Source organism: Actinomadura sp. WMMB 499, assembly GCF_008824145.1.
GTDB lineage: Bacteria > Actinomycetota > Actinomycetes > Streptosporangiales > Streptosporangiaceae > Spirillospora.
The window spans coordinates 3,047,907-3,065,090 of record NZ_CP044407.1 but is presented as its reverse complement, the minus strand read 5'-3'; the positions used below and the strand labels follow the sequence as shown (position 1 = coordinate 3,065,090).

Annotated in this window: 11 protein-coding genes, 3 rRNA genes and 3 pseudogenes; 9 read left to right on the top strand and 8 right to left on the bottom strand. The window is 67.1% G+C overall.

Features of this window, described 5'->3' with window-relative positions; translation table 11 throughout:
* The first annotated feature begins 48 nt into the window (after window positions 1-48).
* On the top strand, window positions 49-636 hold the full coding sequence (locus F7P10_RS13230) for a phospholipid scramblase-related protein (protein WP_151009612.1): 588 nt from the start codon (window positions 49-51) through the stop codon (window positions 634-636).
* A 19-nt stretch (window positions 637-655) separates the two neighbouring features.
* On the opposite strand, the gene F7P10_RS13225 is transcribed toward F7P10_RS13230, so the two are convergent.
* The 3 genes from F7P10_RS13225 to F7P10_RS13215 are packed head-to-tail and all read right to left on the bottom strand — an operon-like array spanning window position 656 to window position 3,133.
* On the bottom strand, window positions 656-1,315 hold the full coding sequence (locus F7P10_RS13225; protein ID WP_075900728.1) for a response regulator transcription factor: 660 nt from the start codon (window positions 1,313-1,315) through the stop codon (window positions 656-658).
* Entirely contained in the window at window positions 1,312-2,769 is a 1,458-nt protein-coding gene (locus tag F7P10_RS13220) for a HAMP domain-containing sensor histidine kinase (protein ID WP_151009611.1), read from the bottom strand. Before F7P10_RS13220 ends, F7P10_RS13225 begins: the two co-directional genes overlap by 4 nt.
* Window positions 2,759-3,133: a hypothetical protein gene (locus tag F7P10_RS13215; RefSeq protein ID WP_151009610.1), complete on the bottom strand. Its 375-nt coding sequence runs from the start codon at window positions 3,131-3,133 to the stop codon at window positions 2,759-2,761. The genes F7P10_RS13220 and F7P10_RS13215 overlap by 11 nt, the downstream gene beginning before the upstream one ends.
* A gap of 184 nt (window positions 3,134-3,317) precedes the next feature.
* Here F7P10_RS13215 and F7P10_RS13210 point away from each other — a divergent pair, with 184 nt between their 5' ends.
* The 6 genes from F7P10_RS13210 (at window position 3,318) to rrf (ending at window position 11,128) form a co-directional block, all read left to right on the top strand.
* Window positions 3,318-3,956, top strand: a complete 639-nt coding sequence (locus F7P10_RS13210; protein ID WP_151009609.1) for a DUF4956 domain-containing protein — start codon at window positions 3,318-3,320, stop codon at window positions 3,954-3,956.
* Window positions 3,953-4,798, top strand: coding sequence for a polyphosphate polymerase domain-containing protein (locus F7P10_RS13205; RefSeq protein WP_151009608.1), 846 nt, complete (start codon window positions 3,953-3,955; stop codon window positions 4,796-4,798). Before F7P10_RS13210 ends, F7P10_RS13205 begins: the two co-directional genes overlap by 4 nt.
* Window positions 4,799-4,804: 6 nt before the next feature.
* A complete protein-coding gene (locus tag F7P10_RS13200; RefSeq protein ID WP_151009607.1) occupies window positions 4,805-5,164 on the top strand; it encodes a hypothetical protein in 360 nt (119 codons plus the stop codon).
* A 638-nt stretch (window positions 5,165-5,802) separates the two neighbouring features.
* A 16S ribosomal RNA gene (locus F7P10_RS13195) occupies window positions 5,803-7,321 on the top strand.
* Window positions 7,322-7,748: 427 nt separating this feature from the next.
* Window positions 7,749-10,859, top strand: a 23S ribosomal RNA gene (locus F7P10_RS13190).
* A gap of 152 nt (window positions 10,860-11,011) precedes the next feature.
* Window positions 11,012-11,128 (top strand): 5S ribosomal RNA (gene rrf / locus F7P10_RS13185).
* Together the 16S, 23S and 5S rRNA genes form the textbook arrangement of a ribosomal RNA operon.
* A 46-nt stretch (window positions 11,129-11,174) precedes the next feature.
* Here the strand turns inward: rrf and F7P10_RS13180 are convergent.
* Window positions 11,175-11,759, bottom strand: coding sequence for a TetR/AcrR family transcriptional regulator (locus F7P10_RS13180; RefSeq protein ID WP_151009606.1), 585 nt, complete (start codon window positions 11,757-11,759; stop codon window positions 11,175-11,177).
* Window positions 11,760-11,850: 91 nt separating this feature from the next.
* Between F7P10_RS13180 and F7P10_RS13175 the strand changes: the two genes are divergently transcribed.
* Window positions 11,851-12,678: an SDR family NAD(P)-dependent oxidoreductase gene (locus tag F7P10_RS13175; protein WP_151009605.1), complete on the top strand. Its 828-nt coding sequence runs from the start codon at window positions 11,851-11,853 to the stop codon at window positions 12,676-12,678.
* 585 nt (window positions 12,679-13,263) lie between these two features.
* Here the strand turns inward: F7P10_RS13175 and F7P10_RS13170 are convergent.
* Entirely contained in the window at window positions 13,264-14,037 is a 774-nt protein-coding gene (locus F7P10_RS13170) for an alpha/beta fold hydrolase (RefSeq protein ID WP_151009604.1), read from the bottom strand.
* A gap of 180 nt (window positions 14,038-14,217) precedes the next feature.
* Between F7P10_RS13170 and F7P10_RS13165 the strand changes: the two are divergent.
* Window positions 14,218-15,126 (top strand): annotated as a pseudogene (locus F7P10_RS13165) (RNA-guided endonuclease InsQ/TnpB family protein); the annotation flags it as partial.
* Here the strand turns inward: F7P10_RS13165 and F7P10_RS13160 are convergent.
* The 3 genes and pseudogenes from F7P10_RS13160 to F7P10_RS13145 form a co-directional block, all read right to left on the bottom strand.
* Window positions 15,127-15,285 (bottom strand): annotated as a pseudogene (locus F7P10_RS13160) (zinc ribbon domain-containing protein); the annotation flags it as partial.
* A 136-nt stretch (window positions 15,286-15,421) separates the two neighbouring features.
* A pseudogene (locus F7P10_RS44285) lies at window positions 15,422-15,619 on the bottom strand (leucine zipper domain-containing protein); the annotation flags it as partial.
* Between the two features lie 270 nt (window positions 15,620-15,889).
* Entirely contained in the window at window positions 15,890-17,014 is a 1,125-nt protein-coding gene (locus F7P10_RS13145) for a cytochrome P450 (protein ID WP_151009603.1), read from the bottom strand.
* Window positions 17,015-17,184: the final 170 nt, after the last annotated feature.

Here is a 17,184-nt window from a genome sequence, read left to right as displayed (position 1 = left end):
TCCACGCAGGCGGCCCACGGTCGCGGGCCGGGAAGGTCGGGAGAACACGTGAGCGAAGCGTTCAGCTCCCCGGTGCTCAAGGTCGAACAGCCGCGCCGGGGCCCGTTCGCGAAGTCGAAGTACCGGGTGATGGACGGGGACGGGACGACCGTCGCCGTCGCCGACGAGACCGAGCGGCGGCGCGGCGACGCGCTCCGCACCGCCTTCCCCGGCAAGTCGGACCTGGACGCCCGAGCCGTGCTGCTGAGCACGCCCGAAGGCGAACCGCTGCTCGTCGTCGACAAGCAGAAGGGGCGCGCGCTGACGGAGGTGCGGCGCCCGGACGGGGACGTCGTCGGGGCGTTCGTCACCGAGCGGGTCGGCCGCCGCTACGCCCTCCACGACCCGGACGGGACGGTGCTCGGCGACGTCGACGTCGACATCCCGCGCAACAACTTCGCGGTCCGCGACGCGAACGGGACGAAGGTCGCGCACGCCCGCAAGAAGTGGGCGGGGGTCGTCACCCACCTGCTGACCACGGCCGACAAGTACGAGGTCGAGATCTTCGACCCGGTGCCGGAGCCGCTGCGGACGCTGGCCGCCCTGACGGCGATCGTCATGGACATGAACCTGCACGAGTCCAAGGACATCACCTGACCGCCGCCCGGCCTCCGGTTCACGGGCGCAGCCGGTAGCCGACGCCGCGGACCGTCTCGATGCGGGCCGTGCCCAGCTTGCGCCGCAGGTACCGGATGTAGACGTCGACGATGTTCGACCCGGGGTCGAAGTCGAACCCCCACACCTGGCTGAGCAGCTGCTCGCGGGTGAGCACCTGATCGGGGTGCCGGCAGAACACCTCGGCCAGGGCGAACTCGCGCGCGGTCAGCTCGACGGTCCGGCCGCCGATGCGGGCGCGGCGCGTCCGCAGGTCCAGGTCGAGGTCGCCCGCCCGCAGGACGGTCGCCTCCGGGATCCGCTCCGTGCGCAGCCGCAGCCGGACCCGCGCGAGCAGTTCCTCGAACGCGAACGGCTTGGCGATGTAGTCGTCCGCGCCGCCCTCCAGACCCGCGACGGTGTCCGCGACCGTGTCCCGCGCCGTCAGGATGATCACCGGCATGGTGACCCGCTCGCCGCGCAGCCGCCGCAGCACCGTGAAGCCGTCCTGCACCGGCAGGCCCAGATCCAGGATCATCAGGTCGAAGTCGCCCGTCCGGGCGTGTTCGTACGCGGACAGCCCGTCGGCCACGACCGACGTCGTGAACCCGTTCGAGCGCAGCCCCTTCTCCAGGAACGACGTGATCCGCCGCTCGTCCTCGGCGATCAGGATCCGGTTCACCGCGTCACCTCCGGAGCCGGCAGGACGACCGTGGTCGCGCCCGCGTCGATCACCGGACGCAACGGGATGTCCAGGACGAACTGGGCACCACCTTCGAGCGGGCTGTGCACGCTCGCCGTCCCGCCGTGCGCCTTCGCGATGGACGCGACGATCGCGAGCCCGAGCCCCGACCCCTCCACCGGCCGCGGCCCCGACCCCGCCCGGACGAACCGCTCGAAGATCCGCTCGTGGTCCTCGGGCGGCACGCCGGGCCCGGTGTCGCGCACCCAGAGCAGCACCGCCCCGTCCCGCACCGCCGACCCGACCTCGATCGTGTCGCCGTCGCCGGTGTGCCGCACCGCGTTGGACGCCAGCTGCATCAGCGCCTGCGTCAGCCGCTGCGCGTCGCCGAGCACCCGCACCTCCGCGACCGCGCCGACCCGCCACCGCCGGTCGCCGAGCCCCCGCGACTTCGCGACGACGTCCACCGTCAGGTCCGCCAGGTCGATCTCGCCGACGTCCAGGAAGTCCGGACGGTCCGCCTTCGCGAGCACGATGAGGTCGCCCACCATCCGGTTCATCCGGTCGAGCTCCTCCATCAGCAGCTCCCGGGTCTCCGCGCGCTCCTGCGGGTCGTCGCCCATCAGCTCCAGATGCCCGCGGATGACGGTGATGGGCGTGCGCAGCTCGTGGCCCGCGTCGTCCAGGAACCGGCGCTGCCCCGCGAACGCCGACTCCAGCCGGTCCAGCATCCGGTTGAACGTCGACGCCAGCGCCGCCACGTCGTCGTTGCCCCGCACGAGCAGCCGCCGCGTCAGGTCCGACTCGCCGATCTGCTCGGCGGTCTGCCGCACCAGCCGGATGGGCGCGAGCACCCGCCCCGCGATGAGCCAGCCGACCACGCCCGCGACCGCGAGCGCCCCGAACGCGGTGAACCCGAGCACCCGCGTCGTCGCGCCGACCTCCTCGCGCTGCGCGTCCCGGAACTCGACGACGACGAGCGCCGCCTGCCGCGCGTCCCCGGGCATCCGCACCGGAAGCACCGCGTACCGGACGTCGCCCGCGGCCGTCTCCGCCCACCCGTACGTCGGCTCCTTCGCCCGCGCGGCCTCCGCGACGAACGCCCGGTCGTTGTCGAGCCGGGCCAGCGGCTGCTGCGCGCTGCGGCTCTCCGCGCGGCCGTCCACCACGGAGAAGAACGTCTCGTAACTGTCCGGCAGGTTGTGGATGAGGTAGCCGGTGAGCAGCTCCGACAGGTTCGCCGGCCGGCGACCCGTGTTCGGGTCGACGCCGTTCTGCACGTAGCCGCGCAGCTTGTTCGCCTCGTGGGTGAGCTCGTTGTCGACCCGGTCGTTCAGCCGTCCGGACAGCACCGACCACGTCACCGCGACCGACCCGGCCAGCGCCAGCCCGACCAGCAGCAGCATCCACCCGACGATGCGCGCGCGCGCCGTCACCCGGACCTCAGCCGTCATCGCCGTCGTCGTCCCCGTAGCGCCCGTCGTCCCCCTGGCCCCCGTCATCGTCGTCGTCGCCGTTCCCGACCGGCGGCGGCGACACCGCCCGTCCGCCAGGCCCCGCGGTCCGCGGCCCGGTCGGCGCGGGCGACGCACCCGAATCCGTCCCGCCGGACGGCGTCCCGCCCGGCGAACCGGACGAGCCCGGAGCACCCGGCGCCCCGCTCCCGCCGGACCCGCCGGGCGACCGGCTGACCTCGATCGTCCCGCCGAGCGACGGCGGCGTGCTCTCCCGCGTCTGGACGAACGCCACCCCGGCGGCGACGAGCAGCACCGCCGCCACCGCGACCCCGACGCACCACCTGCGCACTGAAACCGACATGGCAACAACCTCACACTGCGCGGCGGAACCCACCGTTAAGGCCACATGAGAAGGCTTTCATCCGGCCAAGGCACGGCATCGCAGGCCGCGCACTCGATGAACGCTCTTTCATGAAGCTCTCACCCGGGTCCCATCACGGTCCGTGAACGTAATCGATGAACCAGACCGCAACCAGGAGGAACCTGTGGCTGAACACGTCCTGTACGGCCTCGCCGCGAACCTGACCGCGATCACGGTGCTGGCGCACGTCATCTACTTCCGCCGGCACCACCGCAGGGATCTGCGGCTCGCCTACATAGCGGTCAACGTCGGAGTCTTCACGGTGGTTTCGCTGCTGCTGGCCGAACGGGCCGACGTCGCCGTCGGCTTCGGGCTCTTCGCCGTCCTGTCGATCATCCGGCTGCGGTCCGACGCCATCACCCAGGAGGAGGTCGGCTACTACTTCGTCGCGCTCGCGCTCGGCCTGGTCAACGGCATCGCCGCGGTGATCCCCTGGCTCGCCGTCCTGCTCGACGCCGTGCTCCTCACGATGATGTACGTCGCCGACCACCCGCGCTTCGCGCCCCGCACCCGGCGCCAGGTGGTGACGCTCGACGTCGTCCACGCCGACCCCGCCGCCCTGCACGCCGACCTCGAACAGCGCCTCGGCGGCACCGTCCTGTCGTGCACGGTCACCGAGGTCGACTACGTGCGCGACGTCTCGATCGTCGACGTCCGGTACCGCCGCCCCGCCCCGCCGAAGCGCCCCCGCGACGCCGAGCCGCGCACCCCGTACCCGACGCGCCCCGCCACCGCGACGCCGCTCCGGAGCGAGGCCCGATGAGCGTTCTCGCCGAGACGACCGTCCTCGACGGAAGCACCGCGGTGGCGCGTCTCACCGGGGCCCTCCCGCCCATGTCCCTCGCGCAGGTCCTGGACCGGGCCGAACTCCAGACCCGCGTCGACCGCAAGTACCTGGTGCCCGCCGACCAGTGCGCCGCCATGCTCCCGCGCCTCGCTGGGGAGTACGCCGTCCTGGAGATCGACGGCCGCCGCGACTTCCGCTACTCGTCCACCTACTTCGACAGCCCGGACCTCCTCACTTTCCGCCAGCACCGCCAGGGCAGGCGGCAGCGGTACAAGATGAGGACCCGCACCTACATGGACAGCGGCGAGTGCATGTTCGAGGTCAAGCTGTCGGGCGCCCGCAACTCCACCGACAAGCGCCGCATGCACTACGACGCCGCCCGCCGCCGGACGCTCGACGCGCCCGCGCGCGCGTTCTTGCAGGACGTCCTGCTCTCCGCGTACCGGACGAACCCGCCCGAGATCGTCGTCACCAGTGCGACGACCGACTACCTGCGGTCGACGCTCGTCCAGCTGTCCGGGCCGGGACGCGTGACGTTCGACACGACGCTCACGTGCACCGACGGCAGCGGCACCACGGTCGCCGCCGATCCCGGCACGGTCCTGATCGAATCGAAGTCCGCGGGCGGCGACGCACCGGTGGATCGGGTGCTGCGCGACCAGGGCGTCCGTCCGGCAAAGATCAGCAAGTACTGCGTGGCCGTGGCGGTGCTCTACCCCGGCGTGCCGGCCAACCCCTGGCGCCCCGCGCTCCGCGCGTACTTCGGTGCACCGGATGCCCGGCACCCCCTTTGGGAGGGGGCGTGGCGGGGTAGGTAACGCGGCGTGCAAGTCGCTCCGAGACGTACCGGCGAGTGGTGGATCTCGCCCGCGATCCCCGCGGTGGCCAACGCCGCCCTGGCCTCGCTCTGGGCCTTCACCGCGTTCGGCGGGTGGGGTGAGCAGGCGTTCTGCGGTGTGGACTCCGCCCACGACCCCACCTGCGCGACCGGCTTCGAGAACGCCGTCCTCTCCTCGCTCGCCGTCGTGATTCCTGCGGTCGTCATCATGGTGTCGGCTCTGGTGCTGCGGCGCGTCCGGCACTACCCGGACAGGCTCGGAATGATGCTGACGGCGGCGGCGTTCCTCTGGGTGGGCGCGGAGGGCATCGTGTTCCTCGGCGGCTATCTGGCCCAGCCCAGCTGACTCGTTCCCAGCCATCACCGCAGGTGAGAGGCGTATCCCAGGGACATTTCCGGCACCGGCGGGATGGTCGCGAGAAAAATCCGCGTGCGCCGGTTTGACGTCCCGTCCCCAGGGGCATAATGTTCTCTCCGCCCCACAGGGGAGCGGGACGCCGAGAGGCGGCCGGCCCGAGGGGAACCACCAACGACCGAGCAGACACGGTTCACCGTGTCCGCCGATCGAGCGTGGGTCGGAAACGCCGATTTTGACAAATCGACGGGATCTGATGAAATAGCAACGCCGCCGGGAAGGGGCCGCGCAAGCGGAACCGGAAAGGCGCATCGGGAAAAGCCGGGAAATTGACAAGCCGGCCGGAACCGATAAAGTAAGAACAGTCGCCCCGGGGCGAGACCGACGAAAGTCCGGTCGAGCGCGGTGGGTGTCCGTTTCTTGAGAACTCAACAGCGTGTTAAAAGCCAGTGCCTTTATCGATCTGGCCGGTAGGCCGGATCGCCCCGTGGCTTCTGGTGCCTTCCTTAGGGGAGGTGCGAGGGGCTGGGGATTTCTTTGAGGCAAGCATCCGTACGGATGCATTGCTGGGATTGTTTCCAAGGTTTGGCTCGTCTCGGGTTCGCCCCCGGGGTGGGTCGTGATGGACCTTAATGGAGAGTTTGATCCTGGCTCAGGACGAACGCTGGCGGCGTGCTTAACACATGCAAGTCGAGCGGAAAGGCCCCTTCGGGGGTGCTCGAGCGGCGAACGGGTGAGTAACACGTGAGCAACCTGCCCCTGACTCTGGGATAAGCCCGGGAAACCAGGTCTAATACCGGATGCGACCATCCTGCTCCTGCAGCGGTGGTGGAAAGATTTATCGGTCAGGGATGGGCTCGCGGCCTATCAGCTTGTTGGTGGGGTAACGGCCTACCAAGGCGACGACGGGTAACCGGCCTGAGAGGGCGACCGGTCACACTGGGACTGAGACACGGCCCAGACTCCTACGGGAGGCAGCAGTGGGGAATATTGCGCAATGGGCGGAAGCCTGACGCAGCGACGCCGCGTGAGGGATGACGGCCTTCGGGTTGTAAACCTCTTTCAGCAGGGACGAAGCTAACGTGACGGTACCTGCAGAAGAAGCGCCGGCTAACTACGTGCCAGCAGCCGCGGTAATACGTAGGGCGCAAGCGTTGTCCGGAATTATTGGGCGTAAAGAGCTCGTAGGCGGTTTGTCGCGTCTGTCGTGAAAGCCCACGGCTTAACCGTGGGTCTGCGGTGGATACGGGCAGACTAGAGGCAGGTAGGGGAGAATGGAATTCCCGGTGTAGCGGTGAAATGCGCAGATATCGGGAGGAACACCGGTGGCGAAGGCGGTTCTCTGGGCCTGTACTGACGCTGAGGAGCGAAAGCGTGGGGAGCGAACAGGATTAGATACCCTGGTAGTCCACGCCGTAAACGTTGGGCGCTAGGTGTGGGGTTCTTCCACGGATTCCGCGCCGTAGCTAACGCATTAAGCGCCCCGCCTGGGGAGTACGGCCGCAAGGCTAAAACTCAAAGGAATTGACGGGGGCCCGCACAAGCGGCGGAGCATGTTGCTTAATTCGACGCAACGCGAAGAACCTTACCAAGGCTTGACATCGCCGGAAATCCATCAGAGATGGTGGGTCCTTTTTGGGCCGGTGACAGGTGGTGCATGGCTGTCGTCAGCTCGTGTCGTGAGATGTTGGGTTAAGTCCCGCAACGAGCGCAACCCTCGTTCCATGTTGCCAGCACGTTATGGTGGGGACTCATGGGAGACCGCCGGGGTCAACTCGGAGGAAGGTGGGGATGACGTCAAGTCATCATGCCCCTTATGTCTTGGGCTGCAAACATGCTACAATGGCCGGTACAGAGGGCTGCGATACCGTGAGGTGGAGCGAATCCCTTAAAGCCGGTCTCAGTTCGGATCGAAGTCTGCAACTCGACTTCGTGAAGTCGGAGTCGCTAGTAATCGCAGATCAGCAACGCTGCGGTGAATACGTTCCCGGGCCTTGTACACACCGCCCGTCACGTCACGAAAGTCGGCAACACCCGAAGCCCGTGGCCCAACCTTTTTGGGGGGAGCGGTCGAAGGTGGGGCCGGCGATTGGGACGAAGTCGTAACAAGGTAGCCGTACCGGAAGGTGCGGCTGGATCACCTCCTTTCTAAGGAGCACACAACTGGCTCGGATCGACCCCTGCTTGCGGGGGTGTTCGGGTCGGTGGCCATCGTCGGCGGCGAGTGTTCGCCGGGTGGCTGCTCATAGATGTGGAGCACTGGTTATTCAGTTCGCTGTTCGTGCGAGCCGGCTAGTACCGCCCTTCGGGGAGTGGGAACGGCGGTGCCGGGCGGGTGGGGAGCTGGACACGCTGTTGGGTCCTGAGGGAACGGGCGCGAGCCTGGGCACCTCTGGATTGCGGGATCAGATCCCATGTTCCTTAACGGGGGTGTGGGGTTTGGTGGGCCCGGTTGTTTTTTGAGAACTGCACAGTGGACGCGAGCATCTCTGGTAGATGATGATGTCTCGGAAGGAACGTGTTTTCTTTCGGTGATGTTGTTGTTTATCTGCGATTTGTTTTGATCGTTTTGTGTGTTCAAGTTTTTAAGGGCATACGGTGGATGCCTTGGCATCAGGAGCCGATGAAGGACGTGGGAGCCTGCGATATGCCTCGGGGAGTCGGCAACCAGACTTTGATCCGGGGATTTCCGAATGGGGAAACCTGGCACCCGTCATGGGGTGTCGCCGCCGTCTGAATGTATAGGGCGGCTGGTGGGAACGCGGGGAAGTGAAACATCTCAGTACCCGCAGGAAGAGAAAACAATAGTGATTCCGTGAGTAGTGGTGAGCGAAAGCGGATCAGCCTAAACCGTGCGCGTGTGATACTTGGTAGGGGTTGCGTGTGCGGGGTTGTGGGACCATCCTGCTGGATCTACCAGTCCGGCGAGAAGTTACAAACTGCTCGGGTAGTCGAATGGCATGGGAAGGCCGACCGTAGACGGTGAGAGTCCGGTAGACGAAACTTGAGTGGCTTCTGGGTGTGTTCCCGAGTAGCACGGGGCCCGTGAAATCCTGTGTGAATCTGCCACGACCACGTGGTAAGGCTGAATACTTCCTGGTGACCGATAGCGGACCAGTACCGTGAGGGAAAGGTGAAAAGTGCCCCGGTGAGGGGTCGTGAAATAGTACCTGAAACCGTGTGCCTACAAGCCGTCAGAGCCTCTTCATGAGCCTTGTGTTTGTGTGGGTGATGGCGTGCCTTTTGAAGAATGAGCCTGCGAGTTATGGTGTGTGGCGAGGTTAACCGGTGGCGGGTAGCCGTAGCGAAAGCGAGTCTGAATAGGGCGTTTGAGTCGCATGCTGTAGACCCGAAGCGGGGTGATCTAGCCATGGGCAGGGTGAAGCGCCGGTAAGACGGTGTGGAGGCCCGAACCCACCAGGGTTGAAAACCTGGGGGATGACCTGTGGTTAGGGGTGAAAGGCCAATCAAACTCCGTGATAGCTGGTTCTCCCCGAAATGCATTTAGGTGCAGCGTCGCGTGTTTCTTGCCGGAGGTAGAGCTACTGGATGGCTGATGGGCCCTACAAGGTTACTGACGTCAGCCAAACTCCGAATGCCGGTAAGTGAGAGCGTGGCAGTGAGACTGCGGGGGATAAGCTTCGTAGTCGAGAGGGAAACAGCCCAGATCATCGGCTAAGGCCCCTAAGCGTGTGCTAAGTGGTAAAGGATGTGGAGTTGCCGTGACAACCAGGAGGTTGGCTTAGAAGCAGCCATCCTTGAAAGAGTGCGTAATAGCTCACTGGTCAAGTGATTCCGCGCCGACAATGTAGCGGGGCTCAAGCACACCGCCGAAGCCGTGGCATTCCGAGCTTTTGTTCGGGGTGGGTAGGGGAGCGTCCTGCAGCCGGTGAAGCCGCCGAGTGATCGAGTGGTGGAGGCTGTGGGAGTGAGAATGCAGGCATGAGTAGCGAATCACGCGTGAGAAACGTGTGCGCCGGATGACCAAGGGTTCCTGGGGCAGGCTAATCCGCCCAGGGTAAGTCGGGACCTAAGGCGAGGCCGACAGGCGTAGTCGATGGACAACGGGTTGATATTCCCGTACCCGCTGGTATGCGCCAACGCTGAATCCTCTGATGCTAACCATCCGATCCGCCATCTGTTTCCTTCGGGAGACGATGGTTGGGGAGCGTGGGACCCGAGGGGTAGTAGGTGAGTGATGGGGTGACGCAGGAGGGTAGCTCAGCCCAGGCGATGGTTGTCCTGGGGTAAGCATGTAGCCCGCGCCATAGGCAAATCCGTGGCGCATTGAGGGTGAGATGTGATGCCGAGCCGTTTTAGGTGAAGTGAGTGATCCCATGCTGCCGAGAAAAGCCTCTAGCGAGTGTATCGGCGGCCCGTACCCTAAACCGACTCAGGTGGTCAGGTAGAGAATACCAAGGCGATCGGGTGAACTGTGGTTAAGGAACTCGGCAAATTGCCCCCGTAACTTTGGGAGAAGGGGGCCATGCCTGGTGATCATCCTTGCGGTGGGAGCTGGGTGTGGTCGCAGAGGCCAGGGGGAAGCGACTGTTTACTAAAAACACAGGTCCGTGCGAAGTCGTAAGACGCGGTATACGGACTGACGCCTGCCCGGTGCCGGAACGTTAAGAGGACCGGTTAGATCCTTTTGGGGTCGAAGCTGAGAATCTAAGCGCCGGTAAACGGCGGTGGTAACTATAACCATCCTAAGGTAGCGAAATTCCTTGTCGGGTAAGTTCCGACCTGCACGAATGGCGTAACGACTTCCCCGCTGTCTCAACCACAGGCCCGGCGAAATTGCAGTACGAGTAAAGATGCTCGTTTCGCGCAGCAGGACGGAAAGACCCCGGGACCTTCACTATAGCTTGGCATTGGCGCTTGGAGCGTCTTGTGTAGGATAGGTGGGAGACTGTGAAGCTCGGACGCCAGTTCGGGTGGAGTCGTTGGTGAAATACCACTCTGGTCGTTTTGAGCGTCTAACCCGCACCCGTGGATCCGGGTGGGGGACAGTGCCTGGTGGGTAGTTTAACTGGGGCGGTTGCCTCCTAAAGTGTAACGGAGGCGCCCAAAGGTTCCCTCAGCCTGGTTGGCAATCAGGTGGCGAGTGCAAGGGCACAAGGGAGCTTGACTGTGAGACGGACGTGTCGAGCAGGTGCGAAAGCAGGGCCTAGTGATCCGGCACCTACGTGTGGAAGTGGTGTCGCTCAACGGCTAAAAGGTACCCCGGGGATAACAGGCTGATCTTCCCCAAGAGTCCATATCGACGGGATGGTTTGGCACCTCGATGTCGGCTCGTCGCATCCTGGGGCTGGAGTAGGTCCCAAGGGTTGGGCTGTTCGCCCATTAAAGCGGCACGCGAGCTGGGTTTAGAACGTCGCGAGACAGTTCGGTCCCTATCCGCTGCGCGCGTAGGAGAATTGTGAGGGTCTGTCCCTAGTACGAGAGGACCGGGACGGACGGACCTCTGGTGTGCCAGTTGTCCTGCCAGGGGCATGGCTGGTTGGCTACGTTCGGTTGGGATAACCGCTGAAAGCATCTAAGCGGGAAGCCTTCCTCGAGATGAGTTCTCCCTTCCACCTTCGGGTGGGGTAAGGCCCCCGAGAGACGATCGGGTTGATAGGCCGGGGATGGAAGCGCGGTAACGTGTGGAGTCGACCGGTACTAATAGGCCGAGTGGCTTGAACACACTGAACGTTCAAAGCATCTCGCTGTGTGTTTGTTCGCGTCCCTGTGTGGTTCCCTTGAAGCAAACGGGAACCCGTGTTGTTAAGTGAATATTGTTGAGCTGTCTGCTTGGACGATGAGTTTCCCGCGCCTGTGGGTGTTGGGGGTTGGTCGTTCGGTGGTTATGGCGAGGGGGAAACACCCGGTCCCATTCCGAACCCGGTAGTTAAGCCTCTCAGCGCCGATGGTACTGCATGGGAGACTGTGTGGGAGAGTAGGACGCCGCCGGGCCTTTTTTGTGGGGAGGGCCCTGCCGTTTACGCGGCAGGGCCCTTTCTCATTTGTGCGTCAAAGTGTGCACGAGTCTGGCGACGAGCATTCGGGTTTCTTCATACGACGCCTTGCCCAGCGCGGGAGAATCCACGACCGATCGCATGACGCCCATGCCCAAGAGAAGGGCGCCGATCAGTTCGGCGCGGAGCGCGGCGTCGTCGCCCTGGAGGCGGTCGGCGAAGTCGCTGAGGTAGTCGCCGCAGATCTGGTCGCGCAGTTGCTCGCGCACGGCGGGTTGCCCGGACGAGCGGAGCATCACGAGCAGCGGATGCTCGCCGTCGAACTGCTCCCAGTCCCCGAAGACGACCTCGCGGAGCAGTTCGTCGGTGATGTGGACGAGCGGACGGTCCGGGTTCGAGGTCAGTCCGGACGGGACGTCCACACGGACCGCCTCCGCGTACAGCTTCTCTTTCGAGCCGAAGTAGCGGGAGATGAGGGCCGGGTCGACGCCCACGTCGCCGGCGATCTCGCGGATACCGGTCCCGTCGTAGCCCTGGCGGGAGAAACGCAGCCGGGCGGCGTCGAGGAGGGCGGCGCGGGTGGCACCGCGGTCCCGGCGGCGCGGCTGCGGGGCTGCTGTATCGGTCACGAAGTCACCTTAAGTCATCGTGCGTTGACTTCGCGCCCCGACGAGTTCTACGATTCAGGTCACCGGGTGATGACTTAGGTCGAGGGCGTGAATGAGAACTTACGTGATCACGGGCGGGACGGACGGGTTGGGCCGAGGGCTCGCGTTGCATCTGCTGGGGCGCGGCGATCGGGTGGTGGCGGTGGCGAGCGGAGAGGCCGGTGGACGCGCCCTGCTCGAGGAGGCCGCACGTGCGGGGGCGGAAGAGAGAGCGGCCTTCGTACGGGCCGACCTCAGCACGTTCGCGGGGATGCGCAAGGTCGTGGCCGAGGTCGAGGCGGTGGCGGACGCGGTGGACGGTGTGGTCTTCGGGGCGCAGCGGTTCCGTACCCGACGCGAGGAGACCGAGGACGGCCTGGAGTTCACGTTCGCGCTCGCCTACCTCAGCCGGTACGTGATCGGGCACGGGTTGGCGGAACGACTGGAGAGGGCCGAGGCGCCCGCCATCGTGAACATCGCCGGCCCGGGCGGGCTGCCGGGGAAGATCTTCTGGGACGACTTGCAGCTGCGAGGCGGCTACAAGGGCATGCGCGCGGCGATGCAGGCCTCGCGCTGCAACGATCTGCTCGGGGTGGCCTTTCCGGAGCGGCATCCGGACACCCGCGCGCGGTACGTGCTCTACAACCCGGGGTTCGTCCGGACGGGGATGGCGGACCCGCTGCCCCGAGTCCAGCGGGTGGCGACGAAGGCGCTGGCACGGGTGTTCGCGCAGCCGGTGGGCAAGGCGATCGTCCCGATCGTGCGGTTGCTCGACGAGCCGCCGGCGGACGCCGTCACGGCCTTCATGCGCGGTAGGCGGATCGAACTCAAGGGGGAGAACTTCGATCCAGACCGTGCGCGGAGGCTGGACGAGGTGACGGCCGGACTCGTCGCGGGCTGACGGCCGGTTCGGGGCGCGGAGAGGCGGGCGTGCCGCCGAGCAGGGCGCGGGGCGTGCGTGTCGTGCGCGCCCGGTCGGTGAAGCCGGCGGCGGCCGGCGGCGGCCGGCGGCGGCCGCCGCGGCCCGTCCGGGAGCGCGGCGACCGCGTCGCGGAGCCGTCCCCACCGGTGGAGCCGAAGGAGCTGGATGTTCACAGGCCAGCCCGGACGAGGGTGTGCAGCTGGGCGGGGGGACATCCCGACGTCGGCGGGTGATCGCCCGGACACGGACGCGCCGAGCCGCGGTTCGCGGCGTCCCGGACCGCACAGACCGCCCGTGGGTCGGATGAGGGGACGCGGCCCGTGCGGCCCACGAGTTCCCTGGTGGCGGTTACCGGAGGGGCGGGTGCGGTCGTGGGGCGCTGATGGACCGGTGCTCACGCCGTTGACCGGCGGGCACGTCATCCCATCAACCGTCCATCTCCCGGACCACCGGCAGGGGCACGGCCTGACCTCAGGACTCCAACGATCAAGGGCCTGAGAGTGCTCGTCCGCCGGCGGCTACCAGGCACCGAGTCTGCCAGCGTGGGTGACCCGGCGGCTCCCATCAGGGCTTGAGGAACGCGGTGACAGGCTCGGCGACCGCTTCGGCGGACGCGTCATGGCCGACGCCCTCGAGGACCTGGACGCGGGCGCCCGGGATGATCTCGCCGAGGCGGACGGCCGCGTCGCGGAAGAACGGGGCGCTGGTCCCGCCCGCCAGGATGAGCGTGGGCATGGATATGGCGCGGGCCTTCTCCTTCGGGATGGTGCCGTCGTGGCCCACGACCGCGTAGTCGTAGGGCATCGTCGGGGCGATCGCCTGCATGGACGGGTCGGCGCTGATGCCGGCCGCCATCTCGTCCGGCATCCCGGACGCGGTCATGAACATCTTGATCGCGTCGGCGCGCCGGTCCTCGGCGATGGCGGCCACGACCTTGCCGGCCATCTCGCGGGCGGCGGCGCGGGACTCCGCGTCGTCCGCACCGTACGGAGGGTCGTTCAGGACGAGCCGGTCGACGGGCAGTTCGGCGGCGGCGTTGAGGGCGAGGCACGCGCCGGACGAGTGGCCGTAGACGGACGCCGTTCCGCCCGCGGCGGCGATGAGCGCCGCGATGTCCTCGACCTCTCGCTCCGGGGCGTACGGGAGGGTGTCGCCGCTCTCGCCCCGTCCCCGGCGGTCGTAGTTGACGACGGTGAAGTGGGCGGCGAGGGCCTCGGCCAGGTCGCCGGTCGCGCGGCGGTCGCAGAACATGCCGGCGACCAGGATGACCGGTGGGCCGTCGCCGAGGAGGTCGAAGGCGATGCGGGTGCCGTCTGTCGAGATCACATGATCGGTCATCAGGACTCCTTCGTGGATACTCCGGCCTTCAGGCCGGGGGAAACGAAACTCCTGCGGAGCAGGACAGGAAAAGGTGATCCGCCCCCGGGGCGGGTCACCGTCCACCACCACCTTTCCGGCGAATCCGCCGAATCCGTCGAACGCCTGCGGCCCTCTCACTCGCGTCGTTACGTTGCGGGCATGGCATGCACGGTGAAGCGGGCATTCAGGTACCGCTTCTATCCGACGGACGGGCAGGTGGCCGAGCTCGCCCGCACGTTCGGCTGCGTGCGCCTGGTCTACAACAAGGCCCTGGAGGAACGCATCCGCGCTTGGCGGTGCGAGCGGCGCCGCATGTCCTACGGTGATACCTCGGCGGCGCTGACCGGGTGGAAGTAGACCGGTGAGCTGGCGTTCCTGAACGAGGTGTCCTGCGTACCTTTGCAGCAGGCGCTGCGGCACCTGCAGACCGCGTTCACGGCGTTCTTCGACAAGCGCGCACGCTATCCGCGGTTCAAGTCGCGCAAGAAGTCCCGGGCCTCTGCGGAGTACACCCGCTCGGCGTTCACGTTCCGCGACGGCGAGCTCACTTTGGCGAAGGTGAGCGGTCCGCTGGACATTCGCTGGTCGCGTCCGCTGCCGCAGGGCGTGGTGCCGTCCACGGTGACGGTGTGGCGGGACGCGGCCGGGCGGTGGTTCGTGTCGATCCTGTGCGAGGACCGCATCACCCCCCTGGACCCGTGCGGGACGGCCGTGGGCATCGATGCCGGGGTCACCTCGCTGGTGACCCTGTCCACGGGGAAGAAGGTCGCCAATCCCCGGCACGAGCGCCGCGACCGCGAACGCCTCGCCAAAGCGCAGAAGGCCCTGGCGCGCAAGGCCAAGGGGTCGACCAACCGCGAGAAGGCCCGCCGGAAGGTCGCGCGGGTTCATGCGCGGATCGCCGACCGGCGGCGCGACTTCCTGCACAAGCTCACCACCCGGCTCGTCCACGAGAACCAAGTGGTCGTGATCGAGGACCTGAGCATCGGCAACATGGTGCGCAACCATTTCCTCGCCCGCGCGATCTCGGACGCGGCACGGCGGCAGCTGCGGACGATGCTGGAATACGTTGACGTCCCGGTCGTGCCGGGCGCCGCACCCGCCGCACTCCCACTCCCTCACCTCAAGGGGCAACTTCTCGTGCACGGTCCCGCACTGCGAGCACGTGCGGGTGGAGGGGAACCACCGGTCCACCACGACCAGTTCACGCCCGTACCATCCGCACTTCCCCGCCTAAGGCGGGAGATTCCAGCGGTCGCCCGCCGGGTTTCCTGCTTCGACACCGACCGCCCCGTCCGGGAGGACTCCCCTTGAGGTCTGACACCGGCTCCACAGGCGGACACCGCCGGCCCGGCGGCCAGAACATTCTTCGCGGCGGGCTGGGCCGGTCGGCCAGGCTGTCCCAGCCCTGGTCGCGGTACCTGCCGACCCACCGGTGCGCGCACTGACGTGAGACACCGAGTTCGGCGGCCACGTGCGCGACGGGTCGGTCGTCGAACACGACACGGCGAACGAGCTCGCATCTGCCGTGGTGGGTCAGGTGGGCGTTAGCGCGGCTCATCGAAGACCTCCTGGTCGTTGGTGAAGCTCGCAAACCACTACGCCAGGAGGTCTTCTCATTGATCAAAGTACCTACCGGTCAGGTGTCACCAAGATCACGACCAAGTACACCTAGGTCACCCGTAACCCCACCAACACGATGCCGTCTCCCTACCCGGCGGCGACCACCCTGCGGCCGGTTCAGCCGCGTTCCGGCCCCCGGTATGAAGCGTCGCCGTCTAGACGAATCTGGCCGGGCTTCCTGCCACCGTCGTCCTCCGCTTTGCGGGCCTCAGGAGAACCTTACGGGCACCGCCACCGGCCCTGCGTCCGTCAGGCCGTGCCGCCAGACCAGGTCCTCGACCGCGACACCCGGCCGCAGGCCCGGCACCCGCGTCGAGAGGGCGCGCAGCGCGGCGGTCAACTCGATCCGGGCGAGGGCCGCCCCCAGGCAGTGGTGAGGCCCGCGCCCGAACGACACGTGCCCGCCCTCGCGCCCCGGCGCGAACCGTCCGGGCTCCTCGAACCGCGCAGGATCATGGTTCGCCGCCTCCAACCGCACGATCACCAGGTCCCCCGCCTCGATCGGCACCCCCGCCACCTCCACCCGCTCGCGCGCCCAGCGCGGGAACGGCTCGGCGATCAGTCCCGCCAGCCGCCGCAGCACCTCTTCCACCACCGCGTCCTGCTCCGGCGCCGCCGCGAGGCCCGCCAACCGCCCCTCGGTGGCCAGCAGCAGCGTCCCGACCGCGATGGCGTTCCGCGCGGTCTGGTGCCCCGCCGCGACGATCGTCGTCACCACCCCGACGAGCTCACCGGCCGAGAGACGGCCGTCCCGGGCGTCGTGCACTCCGATCAAGGCGCTGAGCAGATCGTCACCGAGCGCGTGCCGTTTTTGCTCGACGAGGTCACCCGCCATCTCGGTCAGCTCGTTCCACGCCTTCGCCGCCTCGTCTGTGAAGTCCCCCGACACGGCCCCGACCAGCGCGTGGAACCGTCCCTGATCCCCGATCGACACCCGCAGCAGATCACCGATCACCCCGGCCGACATCGCCGCCGCGAACATCACCAGATCCGGCTCCGCGGCCTCGGCGAACGCCGCCGTCCGCTCGTCCGCGATCCGCTCGATCCGCGGCCGCAGCGCCTCGATCGCCCGAGGCGCGAACGCCCGTGCGACGAGCCGCCGCAACCTCGCGTGCGCCTCGCCGTCCTGCAACAGCGTGTCCGCAGCCGCCTCGGCGCCCGGCGGCGTGACCTCGAACCGCGCGTCCGTCAGCACCTGCGTGACCGCGTCGAACGACGTGACCAGCCACGCCCGCCGTCCGTCCGGTGCCGATACCTCCGCGACCGGCGGCAGGCCGGTGTACGCCGCGGGCGGCATGAGCGGATCGGACCTGTCGAATGGCAACGTGAGCATCGCGAACCTCCCTTGTTCGGCGTCAGGACCAGTAGAAACGTTGACGTCGCGACAAGGTCAAGCAGCGCGACCGCCCGCAGGCAGCGCCCGTGAGCGGGCCTGCGGCTTTTGCTCTGCCCGGCCGGAACCGACCTCGGCGACGAACCCGGTGTGCCGCGCACGGACGGTTC

Excerpts from the sequence above, each read along its gene's own strand:
- F7P10_RS13170 (WP_151009604.1), bottom strand. The coding sequence starts at position 14,037 with ATGACCGATCATGTGATCTCGACAGACGGCACCCGCATCGCCTTCGAC.
- F7P10_RS13145 (WP_151009603.1), bottom strand. The coding sequence starts at position 17,014 with ATGCTCACGTTGCCATTCGACAGGTCCGATCCGCTCATGCCGCCCGCG.
- F7P10_RS13215 (WP_151009610.1), bottom strand. The coding sequence starts at position 3,133 with ATGTCGGTTTCAGTGCGCAGGTGGTGCGTCGGGGTCGCGGTGGCGGCG.
- F7P10_RS13175 (WP_151009605.1), top strand. The coding sequence starts at position 11,851 with ATGAGAACTTACGTGATCACGGGCGGGACGGACGGGTTGGGCCGAGGG.
- F7P10_RS13205 (WP_151009608.1), top strand. The coding sequence starts at position 3,953 with ATGAGCGTTCTCGCCGAGACGACCGTCCTCGACGGAAGCACCGCGGTG.
- F7P10_RS13220 (WP_151009611.1), bottom strand. The coding sequence starts at position 2,769 with ATGACGGCTGAGGTCCGGGTGACGGCGCGCGCGCGCATCGTCGGGTGG.